Source organism: Acinetobacter sp. CAU_H_S170_2 (assembly GCF_058890445.1).
The window spans coordinates 2381879-2394476 of the sequence record NZ_JBZYAE010000001.1 but is presented as its reverse complement, the minus strand read 5'-3'; the positions used below and the strand labels follow the sequence as shown (position 1 = coordinate 2394476).

General features: G+C 41.1%; 9 protein-coding genes. 5 read left to right on the top strand and 4 right to left on the bottom strand.

What is annotated here, in order from left to right; genetic code table 11:
• Nucleotides 1–144: 144 nt before the first annotated feature.
• Together AC5EUN_RS11810 and yccS are read right to left on the bottom strand one after the other, a co-directional pair.
• A complete protein-coding gene (locus tag AC5EUN_RS11810; RefSeq protein WP_004981126.1) occupies nucleotides 145–705 on the bottom strand; it encodes a YcxB family protein in 561 nt (186 codons plus the stop codon).
• Nucleotides 706–790: 85 nt separating this feature from the next.
• The gene (gene yccS, locus AC5EUN_RS11805) at nucleotides 791–2965 is read right to left on the bottom strand and encodes a YccS family putative transporter (protein WP_005399911.1); all 2175 of its coding nucleotides are present in this window, start codon (nucleotides 2963–2965) and stop codon (nucleotides 791–793) included.
• A gap of 141 nt (nucleotides 2966–3106) precedes the next feature.
• Here yccS and AC5EUN_RS11800 point away from each other — a divergent pair, with 141 nt between their 5' ends.
• Complete coding sequence (locus tag AC5EUN_RS11800; protein ID WP_160362160.1) at nucleotides 3107–4306, top strand: multidrug effflux MFS transporter; 1200 nt, start codon at nucleotides 3107–3109, stop codon at nucleotides 4304–4306.
• A gap of 74 nt (nucleotides 4307–4380) precedes the next feature.
• Here AC5EUN_RS11800 and AC5EUN_RS11795 read toward each other — a convergent pair whose 3' ends face one another.
• On the bottom strand, nucleotides 4381–4614 hold the full coding sequence (locus tag AC5EUN_RS11795) for a nitroreductase family protein (RefSeq protein WP_252716357.1): 234 nt from the start codon (nucleotides 4612–4614) through the stop codon (nucleotides 4381–4383).
• 803 nt (nucleotides 4615–5417) lie between these two features.
• Between AC5EUN_RS11795 and AC5EUN_RS11790 the strand changes: the two genes are divergently transcribed.
• From AC5EUN_RS11790 to AC5EUN_RS11780, 3 genes are all read left to right on the top strand, one after another.
• Nucleotides 5418–6737: a DcaP family trimeric outer membrane transporter gene (locus AC5EUN_RS11790; protein WP_493352361.1), complete on the top strand. Its 1320-nt coding sequence runs from the start codon at nucleotides 5418–5420 to the stop codon at nucleotides 6735–6737.
• A 506-nt stretch (nucleotides 6738–7243) separates the two neighbouring features.
• A complete protein-coding gene (gene gltS / locus AC5EUN_RS11785; protein ID WP_058869175.1) occupies nucleotides 7244–8485 on the top strand; it encodes a sodium/glutamate symporter in 1242 nt (413 codons plus the stop codon).
• A 74-nt stretch (nucleotides 8486–8559) separates the two neighbouring features.
• Complete coding sequence (locus AC5EUN_RS11780) at nucleotides 8560–10035, top strand: alanine/glycine:cation symporter family protein (protein ID WP_493352360.1); 1476 nt, start codon at nucleotides 8560–8562, stop codon at nucleotides 10033–10035.
• Between the two features lie 54 nt (nucleotides 10036–10089).
• Here AC5EUN_RS11780 and chrA read toward each other — a convergent pair whose 3' ends face one another.
• Nucleotides 10090–11277 carry a chromate efflux transporter gene (gene chrA / locus AC5EUN_RS11775; RefSeq protein ID WP_159153518.1) on the bottom strand — a complete coding sequence of 396 codons (1188 nt, stop codon included), beginning with the start codon at nucleotides 11275–11277 and terminating at the stop codon, nucleotides 10090–10092.
• A gap of 138 nt (nucleotides 11278–11415) precedes the next feature.
• Here chrA and AC5EUN_RS11770 point away from each other — a divergent pair, with 138 nt between their 5' ends.
• Nucleotides 11416–12414 (top strand): patatin-like phospholipase family protein, encoded by a 999-nt coding sequence (locus tag AC5EUN_RS11770; protein WP_234962856.1) that lies wholly within the window; start codon nucleotides 11416–11418, stop codon nucleotides 12412–12414.
• Nucleotides 12415–12598: the final 184 nt, after the last annotated feature.

Here is a 12598-nt window from a genome sequence, read left to right as displayed (position 1 = left end):
TGTGCGGAAATTATACCTGAAGATTGAGAAGATAATATGGATTTAGAAATTAATATTTATTCTCATTATCATTTGTATTCGAGAGTTTGGGATATAAAAAAACCTCCAAAAGTTGGAGGTTTTTTACAGAGGAGAAAGCAAGACTTAAAGTGGCTGCGCTTCACCAACTGTTTCTTTTAAATGTTTACGAATCGTATTAAACGAGAAGTTTTTGCTATCCATGCGTTTTGGCAGAATGTATGCACCTTCTTGGCCTTTCACTTTGAATTTAATCAACAAAAACTCAGGTGTGTTGTACCATTCGTAGATGTCTTTCCAACCGATTGCACCGACACCTTCTTGCATGCCCATTTGCTGGCGCATAATCAGACCGTGAGGTTGTACACCTAAACGAATGCCTTTAATTTCCTGAACTGGAAACTCATTCATTTTTCGCTTCACATACCATTCTAAACCGAATTTACGGACTAAAAGGTAAACCACGACGCAGGCGATTGCGACCCAACAAAAGATGGTTGAATAATTCTTGAGTAAAATTAGGCCAAGAATCGAAAGGGCTGTAACGACAGCCATGATGATCCAAGCTTTCATGCTAATTTTGTTTGTGCTACGCCAAATTTTTAATTGAGCATCGCGTTGTTCAGCTTCAGTGATTTCATAGGTCACAGGCTGTAAAGTATAAGCGTATAAATTTTTCGCGGTCATAGTGAAAGTAACAGATTTAAAACTGCAAAAAGTTTAGCATCATTTAGAGCATTTCAGTGAGTATATTGTTCCAAAATCACCCAAATTATAATGAAGCCAGTTCTGTGGCCTCATGATCCCGTTCGTGGCTTAAACTTTGCTTCAAACGACTGAACTGATTCAAGATGCTAAACATCAAGGAAAGCTGTTGTAAAATAATCAATGCTTTCTGATCTTCCTCATTATTTTGGCTTAAACGCTGACGAATGGTCTGTAGCATATTTTGCGCAGTTAAATCAGGCATTTCATCCCGCAGGAGCGCACCTTGGATATTGTCAAAAGCGCGATCCATCAATTCTAAAATTTCTGGGTCGTCAATTTTTTCACGATGTGCACCCAACGCTGCAATATAGCTAATAAAGGTATGATTGAGGCACAAGAATTCAAACGCCAAGCTTTTTTGCGTTGGGTCAAAGTCGGGCTCGGTGGCTAAAGTTGAAATGAGTGAAGCAACTTCGGCATCAGTATTGTGTGCCGCACGACGGACCACACGATAATTCAGGCCATTGTTGCGTCCAGACTTATACTGTTCAATCACCTCAGCCAGATAATCACATTGAGCGGAAAGCGAACGGTAAATTGTGCGGGGGAGGCGACGGAACTTCCAGTCTGGGAAAATGAAACTCACGCCTAACCATGCCAGACCACAGCCAATTAAGGTATCCATCATGCGCGGAAGGGCAGCTTCATATCCCATCCCATCTAAGTTGAAATTAATCAGTGCCAAGATGGTGATGAAAGCGGTGGCTTGAGCGTATTGTTTACTGCGAAGCTCAAAGAACAGCACCCCACTGATGACTAATACGAGAAGTTGTCCTTCAATCGAAGGTACAAAGTACAATACGGCATACCCTAAAATGATTCCGACCAACGTTCCTACGATACGTAAACGTAAACGACGTTTGGTTGCGTTGAAATTGGGCTGACTGACAAATAGCGCTGTCAGTAGAATCCAGTACCCATATTCAATGTTAGTGACTTGAACAAAGATATATCCAACTAACAGCACGATAGACAGACGAATCGCGTGTCGAAATAACACCGACTCTGGGGTGAGATGTTGTTTAATCCGAACCTTAATGTCATCCCAGCCTTTCAGGTCATCATCTTTGAGCTGGCTTTCGATATGTTTGGTTTTATCGAGTTTAATATTGCGTTCAGTTTCTAAGTTACGTAGCTGCGCATCAATTGACTTTAAGTTTTGATACAGTGAAAACAGAGCATTGACCCAAATTTGGTCGTATTGTTGTTCATCTCTCAGCTTTTCTAATGATAAACGGAGATTTTCAAAAGCATGTTTAAAGCGCTTATTATGGGTGTAGGTTTGACGGTTTAAAATGCTGCTGCTTAAGTCCTTACAGGCTTTAGCTTGTATAGATAAAATTCGTTGAAAGCGGAATAAGATATCGCTGTGTTGAAAAATTTTCGCCAGTTTTTGATAATCAATATGTGCTGAATCTGCACGCTCGTGAATATCTTGTGCCACAAAATAATATTGCAGACTGCGACGGGTATCTCGTTGTCCACGGTCACCTTTTAATCGGGTGAGTAGGGCGGTTTTCATGTCGTTGAAGATTGCAATTAATTTGCCATTTTCCAACGACAGTTCAATCATACTCTGTTGATAGCTGTTTGCTGTCATATCGACATCAAACAGGTTGGATTTGGCAAACAGAAAATCGGCGAGTGAGGAATAACACTTCGATAGATTGTCTTGAACCTGACGAACGGGAAAGAGCAGAAAACTGATAGTTGAAATAACACTATACCAAATTGCCCCAATCACCAGCAGAGACGGTTGTGTATACCAGTTGTCAAAAAGTCCGACACCGAGCATGGAGTAAACCGAAACCACTAAGCAACCATAGGAAATCGTGGCATAACGACGTCCCAGTGAGCCCAGTAAAATTAGACCAATACACGAAACGATTAGACCCAGTGCGAATAAAATTGGGTGTGGAAATAAAAAGTAAATCGACGTTGCGGTAATGAAAAAGCCAATATAGGTAAAAATTAAATTCATGATTCGCACAGAAAAGCGGTCATCAATATCACTTAAACCCGCAGCAACTGCGCCGAGTGTCAGCGGAATAGTTGCCAGCTGAAAACCCATAAAATATGGAACAAAAGCCGTCCCTGCAAAAGTAATAACCATGCGGAGGTTATACATGAAGGTTGTATTATAAGTAGCCTGTTTTAGACTGGTCAGCCATGCTTTCAAAGGGCACCTTTGTTTGTCGCTTAGGGTTGGACAATTTTCAAATATGAGAATATGTGAAATTTCACCTGCTCTGGTATAAATCATACTATGGAGCGTGTAAACTTGTCTGCAAACTCTCCTTCCAAAACATAAATTAATCCTATGTCGACTACACAGGAAAAAGCGGTCTATTCCAACGCTTGGATTCTCTTACTTGCTTCACTGACTGCACTCGGTCCACTGTCTATTGATATGTATTTGCCTGCTTTGCCACAAATGGCGAATGACTTTGGGGTAAGCACACAAATGGTGGCCAACAGCTTACCTGCGTACTTCTTAGGCTTGGCTATTGGACAACTGATTTATGGGCCGGTAAGTGATCGAATTGGGCGGAAAAAACCGCTGTATTTTGGCCTAAGTCTCTACATTATTGCCAGTTTACTGTGTGTGTTTGCAAACAGTGAGTGGAGTCTCATTGCCGCTCGGGTTTTACAAGCCTTAGGCGGTTGTGTGGGCGTGGTGATTGCCCGTGCTGCGATTCGTGACCGTTTAGATATGCAAGCCTCAGCCCAAGCATTTGCCAGTATGATGATCGTGACCACCATCGCGCCGATTATTGCACCGAGTTTAGGCGCGCTGGTACTGAGTTTCAGTAGTTGGCATAGTATTTTCGCCTTTTTGATGGTCGTTGGCTTGGGAAGCCTGTGCTGCGTACATTTTTTCTTTGAGGAAACTCTAGATCCGAAGCGCCGTTTAAAGCTTAACTTTAATCAAGTTTTAAACCTTTATGGCGCGATTTTGCAAGATTCGAGCTTTAGACGCCCGATGTTTGTTGGATGCTTTGCTGGGGCTGTACTCTTTTGCTATATCAGTGCTTCTGCTGCCATTCTGATGGATGGTTATGGCTTAAGTCAGCAAGTTTTTGCCTATGCCTTTGGTGCCAATGCAGTTGGCATTATGCTGTTCTCGACCTTAAATAAACGTCTGGCACAAAAGTTAAGTGTTTTTCAGCGCTTAAAATTAGGCAGTTTTTTGCAGTTGGCTGGTGTGGGGCTGTTGTTGGTAGCGGGCAGCATGATGCATGCGCCCTTATATATCGTATGTGCAGGGATGTTTCTCGCTGTCGCAGCAATCGGTTTTACAGGGCCAAATGCCATGGCGATTGCAATGTCTGAACAGGGTGCACGGGCAGGAACGGCTAGTGCGATTATGGGCAGCATGCAATTTGGTTGTGGTCTACTTTGTGGCGTGATTCTTAATTTTCTACTCTGGTCGGCACTTTTGAATATGGCCATTGTCATGGCTATTTTTGTGGCTTTGGCTTTGTATTATGTGTTTAAGCTTGAGCACGAAAAAGCCTAAAAATGGAAGTCGTGACTATATAAAAAAGAGACTCGCTTTAGTCTCTTTTTTAATTTGAATGAATGCGTTAAATCTCACTCATTGTTTAAGAATACTGCAAAATCTTCAACTGGCACGCGTGGTGTTATAAAGCGATTGACGATCTGCTCAGGATCCGCATAACCCATCGTCATGCCGCAGACCAATTCTTCAAATTGTGCAGCACCAAGTATATTCAGCACGAGAGCATGAAGATGATTCCATGCGGCTTGTGGGCAAGTCTCTAAGACTCGTACTTTGGCTGCAATAATCACATTTTGCATTATCATGGCAATATTTTCGCGCCGATGCCCATGGCTTGATTGACTGTGTAGAATAGTCCGACAGGTGCGTTAAAAAAGATTGGTCATTACGTGATTGCTACTGTGCGATTTTCGCTTTTTCACCTTTTTGAATATTATGCAAGCCATACGAGCCCTAACCATTTTCACTGCGGTGCTCAATAAAAGGCGAAATCAATTTTTTCGGATAAAATACAAAACTTTTTTGTTGTTCGATATTTTTTCAGGATGTTCAGACGGTCTAAATTGAGTATGACAGGTTTGCTCAAACATTTTGTTAGGAGTTTTCCTATGAGCACACCTATTTGCCATAACCGTGTATTCGTGCTTGGGGATATTTTATTTATCATGCTCAATAATCGTCTGAATAGTTAGCCTTTTTTGGTGCAAAGGTGTGATTTTGACCCATCATTGGGCATAGGTGGTTATCTATTAGACTAAGACTTTAGTTATAAGAAAAAAATATAGATCTCAAATAAAACTCAGTCTATATTTAATAAAATATGAAGAATTGTTACTTAATTATTGCAAAAGTCTGTCTAAATTGTAATTTGATGCTTCAAAGCCAATCGCGAATAACATCAATTATAATTTGAAATTGTGTGCATTAGACTTTAGTGGCAAGAGTAATAAAAGGTCATATCTTAAAACATCGAAATGTGCGATTTTTCATCTTTATAAGATTACTTTGCATATGAAAAGACCAAAACGGAGTGGTCTTTTGTGCAAAAAATTTTACTGAAATGGAATTTTTGATTCACTATTAACAATGTAATAAAGGAAGTTTGTGTATGCGTTTAGCCCTCAATAAAAAGCCATTTATCGCTCAAAGCCTAGCACTTAGTGTGGCTGCTCTGATGATGACAACAACTCATGCTGCAACAAAAGAACAACAAGAACTCGCTCAGTTACGTGCCGAAGTTGCAGAGCTAAAAGCATTAATGCAACAACAGCAACAAGTTCAACAACAGCAAGCAGTTCAGATTCAACAAGTTAAAGCACAGCCAGCGCCTGTAAAAGCTGAATCTCCACTGTCTTCGTTCAAATCTAAGTCTGGCGCAGATATTAACCTGTATGGTTTTGTTCGTGGCGATGCAAACTACATTATTGAAGGTGCGGATGACGACTTCAACAAAGTTTCAAGCTCAAATGGCCAAACTAAAGACAAACTGCGTGCAACAGCGAAAACTACACGTTTAGGTTTAGATTTTAATACCAATGTTGGTGGCGATAACAAACTGGGTGGTAAAGTAGAAGTAGACTTTGCTGGAACAAATGAAGCCCTTCGTATTCGTCATGCGTATTTGACTTATAACAATTGGTTGTTTGGTCAAACCACATCGAACTTCCTGTCTAACCATGCGCCAGAAATGATTGACTTCGGCACGAACGTGGGTGGCGGTACAACTCGTATTCCACAAGTACGTTATGGCTTTAATTTAGCACCTGCAACCAAATTATTTATTGCTGCGGAAGAAGGGAATAGTTCAGCAAACCAGCTTAAAGTTACCACGACTAACGGTGTAACTACGAGTGAGACTGTTAGTTCAGATGTGAAATATAGCTTACCAGTATTAACTGCGAAATTAACGCAAGGTTTTGCAGATGGCAAAGCGAATGCATCTGTTCGTGGTTTGGTGGAACAATATAAATCTGAAACAGCTGGTGATGATAAAACAGGTTGGGGTATTGCTGCTGGTGTAAATTATCAAGTGATTGATCCGTTAAAACTCAGTGCTGATGTGTCTTATGTACAGGGCAATAGCAACTACTTATACGGAAGCAACACTGCATTTTATGTAGATAATGCGAATGGCAAGATCGAGCAAAATGAAGCGTTTGGTGTACAAGTCGGTGGTACGTATAAATTCAACGAAAAATTACGTTCGACTTTAGCGTATGGCGCACTCTTTGCGGATGATGGTACTGATTACGCGCGTTTAAACACAGCTGCAAATGAAGAAGTTTACCAAGCATGGATTAACTTCATCTATTCACCAGTTAAGCCATTGGACTTAGGTGTTGAATATATCAATGGTAAACGTGATACCTTTGCTGGCGATAGCTACAAAGACAACCGTGTTGGCTTAATGGCGAAATACAGCTTCTAATCATATAATGAAATAGTTGCGGTTTAAAAAACAGGAGCTTTAGGCTCCTGTTTTGTTTGAGTAGGGAAATTTATACAGACTAAATACATTTTGAATATAGACTTAAGTATTAAGTCAGAAAAGAATAAGTGAAATAGTTGGAAATTATTGTAAAAAAATAAAGATTATCTATAAAAAATCTGCATAATGTCGGTCTTTCGCCCATATTGTACTTTTGTTGGTTGTTTTTGAGCCAATATGGGGCGGTTTTGTGATTTTTTTCAAAAAACCGTATCTGTGTCCAAACATTATTGGGCATTACGTTATTTCAGTTTACTCATCGTGTAGAACTGAACATGTTATGCATCAGATCGCTTAGTTTGTTACCAATTTACCCGTTGCCTGAATTTCCATACGCAAGACTGAGTTTGTCTCAGATTTACGAAATATCTCTTGAAGTATCAATGGATTCGGTGGCTTATTAGCCAGATAACAAAATCTAAGCATCCGCTTTATGGACAATTGTCATGGAATTTACTTTTAACGCTTTTTATACCTTGATTGCTGCTGTCATCGTTTTGTTACTTGGCCGCTTCTTGGTAAATAAAATTGGTTTCTTGAAACGCTACAACATTCCTGAGCCTGTTGCAGGTGGTTTAGTTGCAGCGATTATCTCCTTGGTTGTGCATAGTCTTTGGGGCTATAGCATCACGACCAGTAGCGAATTGCAAACAAGTTTTATGCTGATTTTCTTCGCCTCAATTGGTTTAAGTGCAAACTTTGCCAAATTGCGCGAAGGCGGAATTGGTCTGGTTATTTTCTTGATGGCTGTCGCATCATTTATTGTGGTGCAAAACTTTGTCGGCATTAGCCTTGCAACTTTATTGGGTATTGACCCACTTATTGGTTTGATTGCAGGTTCAATTACCTTAACTGGTGGTCATGGTACTGCGGGTGCTTGGGGTGAAATTTTAGAAGTTAAACATGGTATCCAAGGTGCATTAGCTTTGGGTATGGCGAGTGCGACATTTGGTTTGATTATTGGTGGTTTGATTGGTGGTCCTCTAGCGAAGTTACTCATTAACCGCTATCAATTGGCGACGCCACGTACCAATGAACAAATTGAAAAGAGTGATAACACGCCACTGACTGATATTAATTCAACAGAATATGTACCGTTTGAATATCCACATCGTGTGCGTTTAATCACTGCGGATAATGCGATTACCACATTAGGTTTGTTTGCAGGCTGTTTGGCTTTTGCTGACTTTATGACCGGCCATATGAAAGGCACAATGCTTGAGTTACCGACTTTTGTTTGGGCGCTTGCAGGTGGTGTGATTTTACGTAATGTGTTGGAAGGTATTTTCAAAGTTCAAATCTTTGACCGTGCGATTGATGTATTTGGTAATGCATCATTGTCGTTGTACCTTGCGATGGCGCTTCTTTCGTTGAAATTATGGCAATTGGCTGACCTTGCAGGTCCGCTTGTGGTAATTTTAGGTGCGCAAACGATTACGATGGGCTTATATGCTGCATTTGTGACATTCCGTGTAATGGGTAAAAACTACGATGCTGCGGTGCTATCTGCGGGTCACTGTGGATTTGGTATGGGTGCAACACCGACTGCGGTTGCAAACATGCAGGCGATTACCAACATGTATGGTCCTTCGCACAAGGCATTCTTGATTGTGCCTTTATGTGGCGCATTCTTTGTAGACTTGATTAACGTGGCTGTCATTCAGTCTATTTTGCAATATTTTAACTAATTAGAAATGCAATTTGCCCTAGGAAACTAGGGCTTTTTTGCTTTCAGGTCTCTCACAATAATTAGGATATCGAGATGAATGATCAATTAAATGAAACATTACTCGGGTGGGTGAATACACTGAATGGACCTCTGTGGGACTTTTTGGTGATTTTCCTTGTTGCGGTCGGTGTGTTTTACACGCTAATTACGGGTGCAGTACAGGTTCGCTTATTTTTGCACAGCATCAAGGTCATGAAATCAAGCCGTAAGGAATGTGATGATGATCATGGCATTACACCTTTTCAGGCTTTTGTCACTGGGCTTGCAAGTCGTGTAGGGGTAGGTAATGTTGCGGGCGTTGCGATCGCAATTGCGATTGGTGGACCGGGTGCAGTATTTTGGATGTGGGTCACTGCATTTTTAGGCATGAGTTCGGCTTTTGTTGAGTCATCTCTTGCACAGTTGTTCAAGGTGCGTGACCAAGAAAATAAACAGTTCCGTGGTGGACCTGCCTACTATATTACCCAAGGCCTGAAACAAAAATGGTTGGGGGTAGTCTTTGCCGTTGCCCTCATTTCAACCTATGGTTTCGTGTTTAATGCAGTACAAGCCAATGCAATTACAGGTGCGACAGCACATGCATGGGGATGGGATAAAGCCAATTTAGCATTTGAACTCGGCGGCATTCATATTGTGGTGTCTTGGGTTGGACTAGCTTTAGTCTTGCTGACCGCGATGATTATCTTTGGCGGAATCAAACGTATTGCCAAAGTCGCAGAAAGTTTTGTGCCATTGATGGCCTTGTTGTATTTGGCTGTTGCTTTATATATCGCCGTAATCAATTACGCTATTTTACCTCATATCTTCCAACTCATTTTCTCTAAAGCTTTTGAGTTTGAAGCTGCTGCGGGCGGTTTCTTTGGTGCGATGGTTTCTATGGCAATGATGATGGGGATTAAACGTGGTTTATTCTCTAATGAAGCAGGGATGGGGTCGGCACCGAATGCGGCAGCTGCATCGGATGTAAAGCACCCTGTAAACCAAGGTTTGGTACAAATGCTCGGTGTATTTGTGGATACCTTCGTGGTGTGTTCATGTACAGCGATTATTATTTTGGCATCAGGACTTTATCATGATGCGGGCTTTGAAGGCGTAGCGCTCACCCAAATGGCTTTAGAGAGCCAAATTGGTTCTTGGGGTGATGACTTCCTTGCAACGATTTTATTCATGTTTGCCTTTTCATCAGTCATTGGTAACTATGCTTATGCTGAAGGGAATGTGCAATTTATCAATAACAATGCCAAGGTGATGTTCGTCTTCCGTATCTTTGTTTTGATTATGGTGTATCTCGGTTCAGTGATGAGTGTGCCTCTCATTTGGAACACTGCCGATTTGTTCATGGGCATTATGGCCACCATTAACTTGTTTGCTATTTTGCTGTTAACACCATTCTTATTGATGCTGTTAAAAGACTATTTGGCACAGCTGAAACAAGGTGTGAAAGAGCCAGTGTTTAAATTGGATAACCATCCTAAATTTAAAGACAAAGTGAAATCAGACATTTGGTAATCTTTTAGCACATTAAAAAAGCCTCTACATTGATAGGGGCTTTTTTATGGCTATTTAACTGCTAACGTAAAAGAACAGCTGATAGAGTGCAAAACTTAAAGTCAGGCTTAGCCAAATCGGGAGTTTGGTTCGAAGCAGTAAAATAACAGCGATTACAAAAACTAAGTCAGTCCAATGCTTGAAATAACTTTGTCCCATTTGTATCACTAAACACAGCAATAAACTTACCACTGCCGCATTGATCCCAATCACGGCTTTGCGTATTGCAGCTTGCTGCATAAGCCAAGACCAATAGGGCAAGGTGGCAAAGATTAAAAAGAATGAGGGCAGAAAGATTGCGAAAGTGGCCAGAGCCACATTCAGCCAAACAAAGGGCGTTAAAGGCAGTAAAGCACCTAAGTAACTGGCGAAACTAAATAAAGGGCCGGGCATGATTTGAGCCAGCGCATAACCCAAGTCAAATTGTTCGGCAGATAAAATATGGCTGACGACGAAGTCCTGATGTAAAAGTGGCAAGATAATATGCCCGCCGCCAAAAACCAAAGATGCGGCTTGATAAAAACTAAATAGGCTCTGTGAGAAGAGTGAAGAAGATGAATGCCACACCATAAAAACTACAAAAGGCAAAACAAATGCAATCAGCCAAAGATAAGCCTGCTTTGCATGGACTTTTGCTTTTAAGCCCCTGTCTTGGAGCTTTGATGTCGAATCTGATGCGAAATAAATACCGACGAGAGCAGCAACTAAGATGATGATAACTTGGCTGAACGACCATGATACAAAGTAAAGAAACAAGGTGCTAAGTAACATCAGCACATATTGCCAAATAGTTTTGCAGAAACTTGTCAACATTTGCCAAAACGCCCAGACCACTACAGCAAAAACGATCAACTGAATGCTATGTAATGTCATCGCACTGAGTTGGTTGAAGTACTGCTGACCTAGTACTGCGAAACATGCCATGAGGAGCATAGATGGTAAAGTAAAGCCGAGCCAAGCCGCACACGCACCGCGGTAGCCTTGCAGTTGATATCCAATGGCAATACCCACTTGGCTGCTGGTCGGCCCTGGGAGCAATTGAGCGAGAGCAACCAATTGGGCATATTCAGCATCACTCAACCATCGAAGTTGCTCTACAAAATGACGGTGAAAAAACACCAAATGAGCAGCAGGCCCACCAAAAGACAAGCAGCCTAATTTTAAAAAGTGCAGAAAAATTTGAGTGATATGCTGAGTGCACATGTTGAATTATGCTGACAAATTGAATCAGATTATAATGCTGGAATATGACGCTTTTACGAAAAACAACAGTACTTGGACTGCTGATTTTCATACACTATGCTGTTGGAAAATTTCGCTCTATCTCAACTTCGGTGAATCATGTTAAACATTAAACTTAGCCTTATGTCGTTTACATTGCTCGCTTTAGCTGGCTGTCAAAGCATGCCCAAAGTTGCTCAAGAAACGCCAAATCAGGCGTTTTTAGCCGAAACTGAGTCAGGGGAAGCTCAAGAGCGACTCAACCAGATCAATTTTAAACAGCTCAAAAAAGAACAGAACCGTCCAATTATTGCCTTGGTGTTGGGGAGTGGTGGTGCACGTGGTTATGCGCATATTGGCGCAATTCAAGTTTTAGAGCAGTCGGGGATTCGTCCCGACTTTATCGTGGGAACCAGTGCTGGCAGTATCGTCGGATCGCTGTATGCAAGTGGTAAAAATGCCAATCAAATTCGTGATATTGCGCTGAATATGAAAGCCAGTGATGTGCGCGATATTCGTTTGGACATGAAAGGTTTCTTTGATGGTCAAAAAGTTGAAGACTATGTCAATGAGCAAGTAAGCGATGTTCCACTACAGCGCTTACCTATCCCGATGTATGTGGTGGCGACGCAGTTAAAAGAAGGTAAAAAAGTCGTCTTTAACTATGGCAATACTGGTCAAGCAGTTCGAGCATCGGTATCGATCCCGAGTATGTTTATTCCAACTAAGATTGGTACTGATGAATATGTAGATGGTGGTTTAGTCAGCCCCGTACCTGTTGATGTGGCACGCAAGTTAGGGGCAGATATTATTATCGCGGTCGATATCTTGGCACAGCCGATGTATACCGAAACCTCAAATGTTTGGGGGCTGTTTAACCAAAATATCAATATTATGCAAAAGAACCTTGCGCAAATTGAGCTGAAAAATGCAGATATTGTGATTCAGCCAGACTTGCGTGAGAAAGTACATATTTTTGATGTCAGTGGACGTGAGTTGACCATGCAAGCTGGGGTCGATGCAACCGTTGCACAGTTAGGACAGATTCAAAAAGTTTTTGCGCAGAAAAATTATAAGCAAAAATTGAATATTCAAAATATCCAAGCGCGAACGCATTGATCTGGCGCTATGTAGAAATAAATGCTTGAATGGGCTTTTATACATCACTATAACTCGAAAAACAGTCAATCAGGCAAAAGCCATTTATATGCTGTGAAAATATCACAGCGACAATGTTTTTGAATAAATTAAAATTTAAAGAAGGCCTATAGATTCAAAAACTTAGTGTTCTTTATATATATTT